Below are 13,412 nucleotides of genomic sequence, written 5' to 3' on the forward strand. Positions count from 1 at the left end.
GGACTGTCCACTTTCGGCGACGTTCTCGAAGAAGGGAAAATCGCGCCGCGATCGATCGCTTCTCGCGCAACACGCTAGGTGCCGCTCTTCAACTCGCTGATCTGCTTGCGTGCCTCGTCGCGCTCCGGAATCGGACGTCCGCTGTCGCGCCACTCGATCGCGGCCTTGAAGCCGTGCTTCTGGGCGTACCGCCTGAACCACAGACCCTCGGGATTGTGACGCGTGATGCCGTCGAACAGGGTGGCGAGCGACTGCGTCTGCTCCAATCCCATATTCAGCATGACTTGGTTGACCACCATTTTATGCATGGCAAGGTGGCTCTTCGGCACCCCGGCGATCCGGTCCGCAAGCTTCCTGGTCGCGTTCTCGAGCTGCTCCATCGGCACGCAGGCGTTGGCCAGACCCCACTCGGCCGCCGTCCGGCCGTCGATCATGTTGCCGGTGAACATGAGCTCTTTCGCGCGCGACGGGCCGAGCTTGAATGTCCACATTGCGGTGGTGGGACATCCCCAGACCCGCGTCGGCATGTAGCCGATCCGGGCGTCCTCTGCCATTACGATCAGGTCGCAGCACAGCGCGATATCACTACCGCCAGCTACCGCCGCGCCGTGGATTTTTGCGATCGTCGGCTTGGAGCATTTCCATAGGCTCATGAAGTTTTCGGTGTTATTCTTCATGACTGCGTAATCGACGAGCGGATCCCAAGGCTCGCTCTCCTGCTGGCATGGATGCTCGATCTCGCTTTCCGCATAGGCGACGAGATCGTACCCGCCGCAGAAGCCCTTGCCGGCGCCCTCGATAACGAGGACATGCACGTCGTCATTCTTCTCGGCCCACTCCACGGCGGCGCGGATTTCGGCCGGCATCGCATCGTCGATGGCATTGAAGCGTTCCGGGCGGTTGAGGACGAGGCGAGCGATGCGCGGAGCGTCCTCGCGGGTCACGATGCTTAGCGTCGAAAAATTCGGCATAGTATCCTCCGGGCATAAACAGTCATCATTGACTGTAGCACATCTCATGCTACAGTCAACGCTGACTGTCGATAGGAGGAAGTGCATGTCCAGAGCGGCGAAGTCCGTGCGCGGGTCTGAAGGCTCCGAGACCATGCGATCGAGAGTGCTCGACGCCGCGGTCGAATGTCTGATCGAACACGGCGTAGCCGGCACGACCACCCTCGCTGTCCAGCATCGGGCAGAAGTTAGCCGGGGCGCCCTGCTGCATTATTTCCCCAACCATGCATCGCTTCTGGCCGCGACCGTCGCGGAGCTTGTCCGCCGCAATGAGCGGGCGGTGTCGCAATCCCGCGCGGCGAGCGGCGCATCGTCGGATTCCCTGCAGTCGGCCATCGAGGCCTTGGCCTTCGCCGCCCATCAGCCCGCCTATCTCGCCGAGCTTGAACTCTGGGCCGTCGCACGCACGGACGCGGCTTTGAAGCAGGCGCTCATCGCGGCCGAGCGCGGCGCGCGTCGTGATCTCGAACGAGTCTATTTGCAGCTCTTTGGCAAATGGACGGAATCGGAAGCCTACGATGAATTCGTGGCGCTGACGCTCCATTTCATCAGGGGGTTGGCGATCTCGGACAACCTCCGAAGCTCGGCGCGAAAGCGCGAGCGCCTCATCGCCGCCTGGGCAGAAGCGATGCGGACGGTTCTCGAGACGAAATCCAACGTCCGAAACAGACAAAAGAGTCAGGGGGCTTAGACATGGACGAAACGAGGCTTCGCAATTCCTACTATCCCGCCGATCCGTCGCGGCCGATCCTCGACGTCAGCATCGGTCGTGCTCTCACGTCCGCTGCCGGCACCGTGCCTGATCGCGAAGCGCTGGTCGAAGTCGTTCCGTCATCGATGGCCTCCCCAGTCGGGGCCTCACGCACTGACCGTCGGTGGACGTACGCTCAATTGTACAACGATGCGCAGCGTTGCGCGAGTTGGCTGCTACAACGGGTCGAGAGCGGAGACCGCATCTGCGTCTGGGCCCCGAACGTGCCGGAGTGGGTTGTCTTGCAGTACGGGGCGGCGCTTGCCGGCGTGATCCTGGTCACCGCCAATCCCGCGTTCAAGCCGAGCGAGCTCGAATTCGTTCTTCGGCAGTCCAGATCATCAGCTCTCTTTCATCTATCGAGTTTCCGCGAAGTCGATACAGGTGCCATCGCCCGCGAGTTGGAAGGTCTCGGCATCCACCGCTATTGCTTCGAAGGCTGGCTTGACGAGATCCGCAACACGCCGGAAGCGGCGTTGCCGGAGATCGATTCGCAGCATCCGGCGCAGATCCAGTACACTTCCGGGACCACGGGCAAGCCTAAAGGGGCGCTCCTCCATCACCGCGGCTTGGTGACGAACGCGAGCTATGTGGCGGCCAGAGCAGGTCTAGAAGACAGCGTACTGCTGAGTCCGATGCCGCTCTTTCACACCGCCGGGTCGGTCATGAGCGTGCTCGGCTGCATGACCTCACGCGCGACACTGGTGCTCCCGCTCTTTTTCGATCCGCCAACGGTCCTGCAGGCCATCGAAGCGTCCAGGGCGCAGGTCCTCTTCGGCGTTCCTACGATGCTGCTCGCGCTGATCGAGGCGATGAAGGCCACCCCGCACGATCTGTCGTCCTTGCGTGTGGCGCTGTCCGGGGGCGCTCCGGTCTCGCCGGAGATACACCGTCGCGTGAAAGATGCGCTTGGTCTTCCGGTCGTCACCGTCTTCGGTCAGACCGAGCTCAGCCCGATCGTCGCGCAGACGAGCGACGACGATCCGGAGTTTGAACGGCTTCATACGGTAGGAAAGCCGCTATGGAACGTCGAGGTGCGCATCGCGGATCCCGGCGATTTTCGTGTCTTGCCGACGGGTACAGAGGGCGAAATTCAAGTCCGCGGGTACCAGACGATGATCGGCTATTTCGACGCACCGGACGACACCCAACAGGCTATCACGTCCGACGGATGGCTGCGTACCGGCGATCTGGGAACGATCGACGAGGGCGGCTATATCCGCGTTACCGGTCGCCTCAAGGACATGATCATCCGCGGTGGAGAGAACATCTATCCCGTCGAGATCGAAGCCTGCCTCTTGCGCCATCCGGAGGTCGCCGACGTCGCCGTGTTCGGGGCGCCGGACGAGAAATGGGGCGAAGTCGTCGCAGCAGCCGTTCGCCTGTCGTCAAGCGCTTCAGGATGCGCCGAGCGACTGACTGCGCATTGCCGCGACGCAATGGCCCCACATAAAACGCCGATATTGTGGTTCGCCTGCTCCGAATTTCCGTTGACGGCCTCCGGTAAGGTTCAGAAGTTCCGCCTGCGGGAAGCGCTGGCTGCGGGCTCGCTCGAGCGGATGGACTAGACTAGCCATCCAGCTCGCGATAGCGGCGGAAGATGCCCTGCTCGTTGAAGGGAATGCGGCGCTCGCTTGCCAGATAGGCCTCGATGTTCGGCCGCGCGGCGATGCGGTCGTGCAGGGAAACGAGGCCCGGAATGTCTGTCTCGAACGCCTTCATGCGCCTGGGGAAGGCATAGCGCAGCCCCGCGACGATCTGGAACAGCGAGAGATCGACGTAAGTCAGCCGCCGGCCGGTGACATAGGCGCCGCCATTCCCGGTGAGAAGCTGCTCGAAATAGCCGAGATATTTCGGCACCCGCTCCTCCCAGAAATCGGCCGTGCGTTTCTTCGCCGGCGGCTTCTGGTCCTCGTAATAGAGCGAGGGTCCGAGCGGATGATGGGTGTCGTGGATCTCGACCACGAGGTCGGTGATGGTGAGCTGAAGCTGGTGCACCCAGAGTCTGCCGGCTTCCGTCTTCGGCGCGAGCGCATGGCGGCTACCGAGATAGAGCAGGATATTGGCGGTCTGGCCGATGACGAGCTTGCCGGCTTTCAGGAACGGCGGCGCAAAGGGCGGCGTGCCTTTCTGTGCATCCATCATCTTCATCATCGCAGCTGTGCCACGTGGTCCGCGCGCGACGTCGACATAAGCGGCCCCCGCCTCCTCCAACGCCAACCGCACATATTCGCCGCGGCCCTGGATCTCGGGCCAGTAGTAGAGCTCGTATTTCATGGGAGAGGTCCTTTGAGACGCAGGCAGGACAAGCCTAGCATGCGGCGCAAGTTCCGTCGTGGGGAGGCGGAACGTCGGCCCCACACGTCATTGCGGGCGTTAGCGAAGCAATCCAGAGCTTTTCCGCGGAGATAGTCTGGATTGCTACGCTCGCAATGACGAGCCGAGGGAGCTCGGCCTCTCAATTCGCAGCGAAACAGTACAGCAGGCCGTCGCCGCCCGTGCTCTTCAGATCGGCCTGCGAGCAGCCACCATCGGGACCGCGCGAGGGGTGCGAGCTATTCCAGGATTTTGACGGCTCGTCATCGCGCAGGCCCTTGCGATCGAAATGGCCGACCATCGCGGTGCCTTGCGTGCTCGACGTCCAGTTCTTGCACGTGCGATCGTCCGGACCGGCAAACGCGGTGCCGTCTGGTTGCGATCCCGTGAGGACGTCGTGCCGGTTCGGCTGGTCACCCATACCGTTGATACCCTCGCCCTTCTCGCTGAGCGCCGTCTGCTTGGTGAGGTTGTTGGCGGGGCCGTGCAGCTCGGCAACATCCTTGGCAATGACCGCGCCCTTGGCATTCTGCCACGGTCCCTTGCCGATGCGATCGCGCGCGTTGACGGCCGGCTTGCCGTCGGCGGCCTGCATCGAGAGATAGGCGCGCCAGGTCTTCGCACCGGCGCCGGCGGTCTGGGCGAGCCTCGTGCACTGCGCATCGGCTCCCTCCAGGCCGCCGAGATCGGCGCCCTTGCCCGGGCCGTTGGACGTCACGAAGAACGTCATGTCGGCCGACTGCGCCTGCACGGCTGGCGCCCCAAGCAATGCAAGCGAGGCCGCAGCGAGCGCTGAAATCGTCACGGATCTCTTGATACGGATCATCTTGTCCTCCCGTTGTGTTTGTCGTTGGCCGCCTGATTTCAACCCGATGCGCCCCCACTTATTCCGATGCCGCGATGAAGGGGCACAAAAGAAAAGGGCGCCGTGCTTGAGCACGACGCCCTTTGTTCTCCATCGCTTTGCGATCAGTTGGTCTGCTGGATCGCCGACAATTCCCAGCCGCTGCCGGGCCGTCGGGCAAAGGTCCAGACTTCGGTGACTTCGCCCGGCTGCTCGCTGCCGGCGACGACCGTGCCGCTGTTGCGATCCAGCGTCTTGTCGGTGAGCGCGAAGCGCAGCGCCACCGTGGCGTAGTCGGTCTCGCCTTCGCGCCAGGCTTCCGCGAGATCGCCCTGCAGCAGCTTGACGCCAGTCACCTTGTTGACGACGTTGCGCGCGCGGTTCTGGGCGAGGTCCTGCTCGAAATAGGAGACCATCTCCGGCGTCGCGAGCGTGTGCAGCTTGGCCACGTCCTCGTTCGACCAGGCGGTCTGGACATCGCCGAGCAGGCGCTCGAACGCCTCGTAATCGTCCGGCTTGATCTCGAGCGGCGCGTTATTGGCATTCGCGCCGAAGCCGAAGCCGCCAAGACCACCACCAAGGCCGCCGCGCTGGTTCGGCTGCGGTCCGGAACCTGCGCCCGCCTCCGCATTGGCATAGGCCGCCTGCGGCGTGTGACGGCGCTGCCACCAGGACATCGCCAGCCGCACCACCAGCACCACGAGCGCGATCTGGATGATCAGGCCCAGGATCGAGGACAGGCCGCCGAGGCCGCCGAACAGGCCGCCGCCGAAAAGCATGCCAAGCAGGCCGGCGCCGAGGAAGCCGGCCGCAAGGCCGCCCATGAAGCCGCCGGCGCGGCCGAACAGGCCGCCGCGCGCGGGCGCGGAAGCAGCCGAGTTCATGCCTGCACCCGGCTGGGTGTAGGTGCGGTTGAACTGCGAGGCCGAGCCGGGCGCCGTCGTGGTCGAGGGCGGGGCCGAATAGGTGCGCGAGCCGCGTGAACCCGACGAGCCGCCACCGCCGACGCGCGCGTCGGCAGACGAGATCGCCAGCGCAGTCGGCAGCGCAAGCGCCAGCACGACAGCGATGGTCTTGAAGAGACTGCGGGAGCGTAGCGAGAAATTCATGTGCGTTTCCCAAATCCCCGGCATGGGGACGTGCGCCTAAGATGGGCAGACTTCCCGAAAAGTGAAGCCGGTTTCGGGACCTATGGCTGCGGCCCTCAGTCGCGGGGATGTGGCAAAAGCCCATATTTGGCGGGGGCTTGGCCGGGCGCGCCAAGGAACCGTGGTCGCGGGATACCGGCGGTTTGGGCCGAGATTTCCGCTCTTTCCCCGTCATGCGAGCGTAGCGACTTGTCCGCCGAAGCCTCGGCGAAGGCGGAAGCAATCCAGACTGCCTCAGCGGAAAGACTCTAAATTGCCTCGTCGCACCAGCGCAAAATTGCTACGCAATTTTGTCGCGGGCTCCTCGCAATGACGGAGGGGCGAACGGCGTGCGCCGCCTATCCTCACCCCTGCTTCGCCATCGTCTCCTTGACCGCCGCCACGAGCTGGCTGAGCGTGAACGGCTTCGGCAGGAAGTCGAACTGCTGGCCTTCGGGCAGGCTCTTCTCGAAGGCGTCCTCGGCATAGCCGGAGACGAAGATGAACTTGATGTCGGGATTTTTCTCCCGCATCGCCTTCAAAAGCGTCGGGCCGTCCATCTCGGGCATGACGACGTCTGAGACGACGAGATCGATCGCGCCGCTCTGCTCCTCCAGCACTTCCATGGCCTCGACGCCGTTCTCGGCCTCGACCACGGTGTAGCCGCGCGAGCGCAGGCCGCGTGCGTTCAGCGCGCGCAGGCCCTCTTCGTCCTCGACCAGCAGGATGGTGCCCTGCCCCGTGAGATCGGTGCGCGGCTTGACCTCGGCCGCCGCGGCGTCCTTCCCGGCGCCGCTGGTCGCGCTCACCAGAGCCGCCGGCTGCTCGACCTGCGCTTCAGGCTCGGCATGGTGACGCGGCAGGAAGATGTGGAACGAGGTGCCCTGGCCCGGCTCGGAATCGACGTAGATGAAGCCGCCGGTCTGCTTGACGATGCCGTAGACCGTGGAAAGGCCAAGACCCGTACCTTTGCCGACTTCCTTGGTCGAGAAGAACGGCTCGAAAATCTTGTCGCGGATGTCGGCGGGAATGCCGGTGCCGGTGTCGGCGACCTCGATCCGGACATAATCCGCGGCCGGCATGCCCTTGTAGGCGAGCTTGGCCGCTTGTTCCGCGGTGACGTTGGCGGTGCGGATGATCAGCTTGCCGCCGTCGGGCATGGCATCGCGCGCGTTCACCGCGAGATTGACGATCACCTGCTCGAACTGGGAGACGTCGACCTTGACCGGCCAGAGATCGCGGCCGTGGATGGTCTCGTGCTTGACCTTCTCGCCGATCAGGCGGCGCAGCAACATGGCGAGATCCGACAGCGCGTCGCCGAGATCGAGCACCTGCGGCCGCAGCGTCTGCCGCCGCGAGAACGCCAGCAGCTGCCGCACCAAGGTCGCGGCCCGCGTCGCGTTCTGCTTGATCTGCATGATGTCCTGGAACGACGGGTCGGTCGGCTTGTGCGCGTTCAGCAGGAAGTCGTTCGCCATCATGATGGCGGAGAGCACGTTGTTGAAGTCGTGGGCGATGCCGCCGGCGAGCTGGCCGACCGTCTCCATCTTCTGCGACTGGTTGATCTGGTTCTCCAGCGCGCGCCGCTCGGTGGTCTCGAGCATGTGCACGATGGCGGCTTCCGCCTCGTTCTCGGCGGCATCGACCGGCGTGACGAAGAACTGGCCCCAGCGCTCCTTGGTCCCTTCCAGCGCCACCTCGACCGGGGCGATGTCGGCCTGGCCGTCGGCGGCCTGGTTGATGGCCGCGATCAGGAGGTGCCGGTCGCGCGCATTGACCGCGCGGAAGATCGACTTGGAGGCGCTGTCGAGCCCGAGCGCCTGGCCGAGCTTGGCGTAGCGGGCATTGGCGCGCACCACGTTGCCGCCGCGATCGACGGTCGCGATCGCCATCGGCGTATGGTCGAAGAAGCGCATGAAGCGCACTTCGGCGGCGCGGTCGGGATCGCTGCGCTCGTCGCGGGCGCGGCTGATGACGAGCGTGCGCGACGGCCCCGGCGCGCCGTCGGCGCCGAAGGCGAGCTTGTGATAGAGCCGCACCGGCATGGTCTTGCCGGTGCGCATGCGCAGATCGATGTCGAAGACCTCGGTCTTCACCTCGCCCGGCACCGCCACGATCGACGTCAGCAGCGAGGCGCCGTCGCCGGAGACGATGTCGGTCAGCTTCAGGCCGCCCGAGCCGATCTCGGCGAGGTCGTAGTCGAGCCAGTTCGCCAGCGTCGCGTTGACATAAGCGAGCTCGCCGGCCGGATTGACCGAGAAGAAGCCGCACGGCGCGTGGTCGAGATATTCGATCGCGTGCTGGAGCTCCTGGAACACGTCCTCCTGGCGCTCGCGGTCACGGGTGATGTCGGCGATCGACCACACCGCGTATTTCGCCTCGCGCTTGCCGGTGCCGAGCGGGCGCACCCGCATGCGCAACCAACGGCCCTGGCTGCCGTCCTGGCCGGAGATGCGGACCTCTTCCTGCTGCCGTTTGCCTTCGCGCGCGGCCTTGAGCAGGCGGAACACGGCTTCGGAGACGTCGGGATTGCCGATGAAGACACGCTCGACCGGGCGCACGTCCTGCGGCCCGGTCGCGCCCGTCAGCGTCAGATAGGCGGCGTTGGAATAGACCACGTGGCCGCGGGCATCAGTAACCGCTAGCCCGTCGAATCCATGATCGGCGATGCGGCCCACGACCGGATCATCGAGACTGCGGTCGGCGAAGCGGATGATCCCGGCGGCGAAGGCGAACAGGTTGAACAGGCCGACCATGGCCAGCACGGCGAGGATGCCGAGGATATAGGGCTGCGCCTGCGCGCGCCCGAGCGTCATCAGCCCGACGGCGACGGCGACGAGGCCGGCGGCCACCAGCAGCACCAACGCAATGCTACCCGAGCGCGGCGACGGCTCGTGCGTCGCAACGGGCTCGCGGGTGAGGTCGTGGTCGGTCTCGGCGGTCATTCTCGAGCTGGCGCAGCCTGTCGGCAGAGAATCAACGCGCTACGGGGCGCGTGGGGTCCTCCCTGCCTGAATCGGACCCTGAGGTGCAAGGGCAGCAGGGGCGAAAGGTACGCTGATTCCCAGATTACGGCCATTTCCGGTACTTTTCGGGTGTTTTATTCTCGCCCGGCGCTGAATCCGCGCTTCAGCCGCATGACGTAGCCGATGACTTCGGCGACCGCATGGTAGTGCTCGGTCGGGATTTCCTGGTCGATCTCGACGGTGGCATAGAGCGCGCGGGCGAGCGGCACGTTCTCCACGATCGGGATGTCGTGCTCGCGCGCGATCTCCCTGATCTTGAAGGCGAGATTGTCGACGCCCTTGGCGACGCAGATCGGAGCCGTCATGCCGCGCTCGTAGGACAGCGCCACCGAATAGTGGGTCGGGTTGGTGATGATCACCGAGGCCTTGGGAACCGCCGCCATCATGCGCTTCTTGGCGCGCTGCTGCCGCAACTGCCTGAGCTTGCCCTTGATGTGCGGATCGCCTTCGGACTGCTTGAACTCTTCCTTGATCTCCTGGAGCGACATCTTCTGCCGCTGGAACCAGCTGCGGTACTGGAAAAAATAGTCGGCAATGGCGACGATCGCGAGCGCTGCGACCACCGCACCCAGCAGATGGATCGTCATGCTGGTGCTGGCGCCGAGCATGGCAGCCGGATCGAGCCTGACCATCGCTTCCATGCGGTGCCGCTCCGGCCAGAGGATCATGGTCATGACCACGCCGAGCAGCACGAGCTTGCCGATGCCCTTGAGAAAATTGGCCGCCGCCTGCTTACCGAAGATGCGCTTGAAGCCGGCGCCGGGCGAGATCTTGCTGAACTTCGGCGTCAGGGATTCGGTCGACCAGACCAGGCGGTGCTGGAGCATGTTTCCGGCGATCGCCGCCAGCATCAGCATCAAGAGAGGCACGCCGATCGCCGCAAGCAGGGCGAATTCGATCTGCTGCATCAGCGCGAGCAGGGCCTTGCCGTCGGTCTTGATCATCCAGGAATTGGCGAGCAGGCCCCGCATCGGCGCCAGCAGCCCGCTGCCCACCGAGCCCGAGAAGGTCGAGACCACGAGCGTGCCGCCCGCCATCATGAACCAGGTGTTGATCTCCTGGCTCTTGGCGACGTCGCCGCGTTCGAGCGCGTCGTCCAGACGCTTTTGCGTCGGGTCTTCGGTTTGACTCTCTGGGTCCTTGTCTTCTGACATCGATCTACCGTGACCTCAGCGGCATCAACTGGTGCATGACACCGATGAAGTAATCCAGATAGGTGCCCATCATCGCCGTGAGCACCACGGCGAGCACCAGGAAGCCCGCGAAGATCGAGAGCGGCACACCGACGAAATAGACCTGCATCTGCGGCATCAGCCGCGCCAGCACGCCAAGGCCGATGTTGAAGACCAGGCCGAACACCAGAAACGGCCCCGACAGCTGCAGGCCGAGGCGGAACGCGGCGGCAAAGGCGCGCGTTGCGAGCGAGGCCACATCGCCGCTCGATACGGTCTCGCCCGGCGAGAAGATCGTGTAACTGTCGTTCAGCGCCGCGATCACCAGATGATGGCTGTCGGTGGCGAACAGCAGCGTTACCCCGAGGATGGTCAGGAAGTTGCCGACCAGCACGCCCTGCTGGCCCTGCGTCGGGTCGACCGAGGTGACGAAACCGAGTCCCATCTGCTGTGCGATCACGGATCCCGCGACCTGGAGCGCCGAGAGCGTCACGCGCGCGGTCGCGCCCAGCACGATTCCGATCGCGATCTCATGCAGCATCAGGACCAGGAGCGGCGCGAGCGATCCCATGTCGACCTGGTAGGCGTTACGATGCAGCGGCAGGATGATCAGCGTCAGCACCAGCGCGATCGACAGCTTGATCCGCGTCGGAATGTTGGTCTCGCCCAGCCCCGGCAACAGCATCACCATCGCGCCGACCCGGGCGAAGGCGAGCATGAAGGAAGCGGCGAGCGCCGGCAGTAGCGAGACGTCGATGCGCATGATTGACGCATCTTGCCTCAGCCGCCGATGATTCGCGACGAGATCCGCAGCATGTGGGCGTGGAGCGCGTCCGCCATGAACGGCAGCGCCAGCAGCATCGTGGCAAAGATGGCGAGGATCTTCGGCACGTAGATCAGCGTCTGCTCCTGGATCTGCGTCAGCGCCTGGAACAGCGACACGATGACGCCGACCACCAGACCGACCACCATCAGGGGGGAGGACACGATCACGATCGTCCAGATCGCATCGCGCGCAACGTCGAGGGTTTCGGGTCCGGTCATTTGAATTCCTACTCTGAATTGTTTGTCGTCATTCCGGGGCTCGCGAAGCGAGAACCCGGAATCCATCGGGCCGCAGCGTTGGTCGCACCATGATTCCGGGCTCGCGACTTCGTCGCGCCCCGGAATGACAGTGCGCGTCAGATCGGCATCTTCATGATGTCTTCATACGCCGCGATCACGCGGTCGCGGACCGAGACGAGCGTGGACACCGCGACGTCGGTGTCCGCCACCGCCGTCACCACGTCCATCACGTTGGCCTTGCCGGAGGCCATCGCCACGGTCTGCGCATCCGACTTGCGGCCGGACTCCATGACGCTGCCGACGGCGTCCTTCAGCATCGAGGCAAAGGATTGCCCGCCTGCCTCGGTGGCTTTGCCGGCACCGCTGTTCTCCAGCACCCGGGCGAGGTTGGCATAAGCGTTGGCCGCGATTGTCGGTGATGCCATGGCTCAATTGTCCTGTTCAGCTCTTGAGGATGTCGAGCGTGCGCTGGATCATCCGGCGCGTCGCACTGATGATGTTGAGATTGGCCTCGTAGGACCGCTGCGCGTCGCGCATGTCGGTCATCTCGACCACCGAGTTCACGTTCGGATATTTGACGTTGCCGCTGGCGTCAGCGACCGGATTGTTCGGCTCGTATTTGACGCGGAAGTTCGACTGGTCCGGCTTGATCCTGCCGAGGGTGACGACCTGCGCGTCGAGCGTGCGGTCGAGCGCGGAGGAGAAGGTCGGAACCTTGCGCCGGTAGGGATCTCCGCCTGCGGTCTGCGAGGTCGAATCCGCGTTCGCGATGTTTTCCGAGATCACCCGCATGCGGCCGGCTTGCGCCCGCAGACCGGAGGTCGCGATCGCCATCGAGCGGGCAAAGTCGCTGCTGTCATTGGCCATGATGCGCCTCCTCTAGCTCTTCTGTTCCCGGATCATGCGGCTAGCCCTTGCCGATCGCGGTCTTGAGCAGATGCAGGCTCTTCGAATAGAGCGAGGTCGCCGCCGCGTAGTCCATCTGGTTGCTGGCCGCCTTCATCATCTCCTCTTCGAGATTGACGGCGTTGCCCGCGGGGCGGGTCTCGAACCCCGCATTCTTGTTCTGGTCGAATCCGGAAGCAGCCCCTGACGGCGTCATGTGAGAACCGCTGGTGCGGGCGAGCGCGAGGGGGCCCATCGAGCCTGTGACGGCCCCGGACTTGTCGAGCTTCGGCTCGACCAGGTCGCGCGGCCGGAATTTGGGCGTGTCGGAATTGGAGACGTTCTCGGACAGGACGCGCTGGCGCTCCTGGTGCCACTGCATCTTGGTGCGAAGCGCCGACAGCACCGGGAGGTCGTTGATGGACATCGTCGCGGCTCCTTCCGCCTCTTGCGAACCTTGAGGTCCGCAACTAGGCAGAATTTGCCGCGTGTATGGTTAACAGCTGGTTAAGGACGCCCTCGAGGCGTGTCCCCGGGCGGGACACTATTTTGCGCCCCGTGATTCTACGCCTCCAAAAATGGCATTAACCCAACCATTTGGCGGCGCATTCACGGGCCAAGAAGTCGTTTTGGATCGAGCGATTCATAGGTTATTAAGAGTTGGGGACGGCAAAACTTGCCGTGGGACGTTAAGAGATCGCAGTTTGGGGCATCGTTAAGCCGGTGGTTGGCGCGTCTGACCACGGGCACGAGAACAGCGCCATTTGTCGGGGACAAGTATGCAAGGCAGCCCTATCACCTTCATCGTCGCGTTCATCGTCGTTCTGGCGTTGATCGGCGTCGCTGCCTGGCTGGTTCGCCGATTCGCCGGCAGCCGGGTCGGCGCCAACACCCAGCGCGGCAGGATGCCCCGGCTCGCGGTGATCGACGCTGCCGCGGTCGACGGTCGGCGCCGCCTGGTGCTGGTCCGGCGTGACAATGTCGAGCATCTCCTGATGATCGGCGGGCCGACCGATATCGTCGTCGAGCCCAATATCGTTCGCGCCGCGCCCGGCCGCGACCAGCTTCCGCAGCGTCCGAACGCCGCGGAACCGCCGCGGCTCGCGCCCATGCCGGATACCAGCAGCTGGGCCGACGAAGCACCGCGGCCCGAACTGCTCGATCATCCCGAGCCGCAGATGCCCGAGCCGCCGCCGCGGCCCGCGCGCCCGTCCTT

General features: G+C 64.5%; 14 protein-coding genes. 3 read left to right on the forward strand and 11 right to left on the reverse strand.

Going from position 1 to position 13,412, the window contains the following annotated elements; all coding sequences use genetic code 11:
* Positions 1-74 precede the first annotated feature (74 nt).
* Positions 75-1,019 carry a crotonase/enoyl-CoA hydratase family protein gene (locus tag XI04_RS20550; protein ID WP_333915798.1) on the reverse strand — a complete coding sequence of 315 codons (945 nt, stop codon included), beginning with the start codon at positions 1,017-1,019 and terminating at the stop codon, positions 75-77.
* 37 nt (positions 1,020-1,056) lie between these two features.
* Here XI04_RS20550 and XI04_RS20555 point away from each other — a divergent pair, with 37 nt between their 5' ends.
* Positions 1,057-1,701 (forward strand): TetR/AcrR family transcriptional regulator, encoded by a 645-nt coding sequence (locus tag XI04_RS20555; protein ID WP_028142775.1) that lies wholly within the window; start codon positions 1,057-1,059, stop codon positions 1,699-1,701.
* 2 nt (positions 1,702-1,703) lie between these two features.
* A complete protein-coding gene (locus XI04_RS20560) occupies positions 1,704-3,329 on the forward strand; it encodes an AMP-binding protein (protein WP_095425273.1) in 1,626 nt (541 codons plus the stop codon).
* A gap of 1 nt (position 3,330) precedes the next feature.
* Here the strand turns inward: XI04_RS20560 and XI04_RS20565 are convergent, their stop codons facing one another.
* From XI04_RS20565 to flgB, 10 genes are all read right to left on the reverse strand, one after another.
* Positions 3,331-4,038: a glutathione S-transferase gene (locus tag XI04_RS20565; protein WP_038971618.1), complete on the reverse strand. Its 708-nt coding sequence runs from the start codon at positions 4,036-4,038 to the stop codon at positions 3,331-3,333.
* 181 nt (positions 4,039-4,219) lie between these two features.
* Positions 4,220-4,903, reverse strand: a complete 684-nt coding sequence (locus XI04_RS20570; RefSeq protein ID WP_271610335.1) for a lectin — start codon at positions 4,901-4,903, stop codon at positions 4,220-4,222.
* A 143-nt stretch (positions 4,904-5,046) separates the two neighbouring features.
* A complete protein-coding gene (locus XI04_RS20575; RefSeq protein ID WP_097668917.1) occupies positions 5,047-6,054 on the reverse strand; it encodes a Tim44 domain-containing protein in 1,008 nt (335 codons plus the stop codon).
* Between the two features lie 359 nt (positions 6,055-6,413).
* Complete coding sequence (gene cckA / locus XI04_RS20580; RefSeq protein WP_271610334.1) at positions 6,414-8,993, reverse strand: cell cycle histidine kinase CckA; 2,580 nt, start codon at positions 8,991-8,993, stop codon at positions 6,414-6,416.
* A gap of 155 nt (positions 8,994-9,148) precedes the next feature.
* A complete protein-coding gene (flhB, locus tag XI04_RS20585) occupies positions 9,149-10,228 on the reverse strand; it encodes a flagellar biosynthesis protein FlhB (protein WP_028142769.1) in 1,080 nt (359 codons plus the stop codon).
* Between the two features lie 4 nt (positions 10,229-10,232).
* Positions 10,233-11,009 (reverse strand): flagellar biosynthetic protein FliR, encoded by a 777-nt coding sequence (gene fliR, locus XI04_RS20590; RefSeq protein WP_028142768.1) that lies wholly within the window; start codon positions 11,007-11,009, stop codon positions 10,233-10,235.
* 17 nt (positions 11,010-11,026) lie between these two features.
* Positions 11,027-11,290, reverse strand: coding sequence for a flagellar biosynthesis protein FliQ (gene fliQ, locus XI04_RS20595; RefSeq protein WP_018321865.1), 264 nt, complete (start codon positions 11,288-11,290; stop codon positions 11,027-11,029).
* A gap of 137 nt (positions 11,291-11,427) precedes the next feature.
* Complete coding sequence (fliE, locus tag XI04_RS20600) at positions 11,428-11,736, reverse strand: flagellar hook-basal body complex protein FliE (protein ID WP_018321864.1); 309 nt, start codon at positions 11,734-11,736, stop codon at positions 11,428-11,430.
* A 16-nt stretch (positions 11,737-11,752) separates the two neighbouring features.
* Positions 11,753-12,178 (reverse strand): flagellar basal body rod protein FlgC, encoded by a 426-nt coding sequence (gene flgC, locus XI04_RS20605; protein ID WP_018321863.1) that lies wholly within the window; start codon positions 12,176-12,178, stop codon positions 11,753-11,755.
* 40 nt (positions 12,179-12,218) lie between these two features.
* On the reverse strand, positions 12,219-12,623 hold the full coding sequence (gene flgB, locus XI04_RS20610; protein ID WP_028142767.1) for a flagellar basal body rod protein FlgB: 405 nt from the start codon (positions 12,621-12,623) through the stop codon (positions 12,219-12,221).
* Between the two features lie 352 nt (positions 12,624-12,975).
* On the opposite strand from flgB, the gene XI04_RS20615 reads away from it, so the two are divergent.
* Positions 12,976-13,412: flagellar biosynthetic protein FliO (locus XI04_RS20615; RefSeq protein WP_271623753.1), on the forward strand; the 437-nt coding region annotated here is incomplete at its 3' end.

The organism is Bradyrhizobium sp. CCBAU 11430 (assembly GCF_028128855.1).
Lineage (GTDB): Bacteria > Pseudomonadota > Alphaproteobacteria > Rhizobiales > Xanthobacteraceae > Bradyrhizobium > Bradyrhizobium ottawaense.

Excerpts from the sequence above, each read along its gene's own strand:
- XI04_RS20570 (WP_271610335.1), bottom strand. The coding sequence starts at position 4,903 with ATGATCCGTATCAAGAGATCCGTGACGATTTCAGCGCTCGCTGCGGCC.
- fliR (WP_028142768.1), bottom strand. The coding sequence starts at position 11,009 with ATGCGCATCGACGTCTCGCTACTGCCGGCGCTCGCCGCTTCCTTCATG.
- fliE (WP_018321864.1), bottom strand. The coding sequence starts at position 11,736 with ATGGCATCACCGACAATCGCGGCCAACGCTTATGCCAACCTCGCCCGG.
- cckA (WP_271610334.1), bottom strand. The coding sequence starts at position 8,993 with ATGACCGCCGAGACCGACCACGACCTCACCCGCGAGCCCGTTGCGACG.
- XI04_RS20575 (WP_097668917.1), bottom strand. The coding sequence starts at position 6,054 with ATGCCGGGGATTTGGGAAACGCACATGAATTTCTCGCTACGCTCCCGC.
- flgB (WP_028142767.1), bottom strand. The coding sequence starts at position 12,623 with ATGTCCATCAACGACCTCCCGGTGCTGTCGGCGCTTCGCACCAAGATG.
- XI04_RS20560 (WP_095425273.1), top strand. The coding sequence starts at position 1,704 with ATGGACGAAACGAGGCTTCGCAATTCCTACTATCCCGCCGATCCGTCG.
- XI04_RS20565 (WP_038971618.1), bottom strand. The coding sequence starts at position 4,038 with ATGAAATACGAGCTCTACTACTGGCCCGAGATCCAGGGCCGCGGCGAA.
- flhB (WP_028142769.1), bottom strand. The coding sequence starts at position 10,228 with ATGTCAGAAGACAAGGACCCAGAGAGTCAAACCGAAGACCCGACGCAA.
- flgC (WP_018321863.1), bottom strand. The coding sequence starts at position 12,178 with ATGGCCAATGACAGCAGCGACTTTGCCCGCTCGATGGCGATCGCGACC.
- fliQ (WP_018321865.1), bottom strand. The coding sequence starts at position 11,290 with ATGACCGGACCCGAAACCCTCGACGTTGCGCGCGATGCGATCTGGACG.
- XI04_RS20550 (WP_333915798.1), bottom strand. The coding sequence starts at position 1,019 with ATGAGATGTGCTACAGTCAATGATGACTGTTTATGCCCGGAGGATACT.
- XI04_RS20555 (WP_028142775.1), top strand. The coding sequence starts at position 1,057 with ATGTCCAGAGCGGCGAAGTCCGTGCGCGGGTCTGAAGGCTCCGAGACC.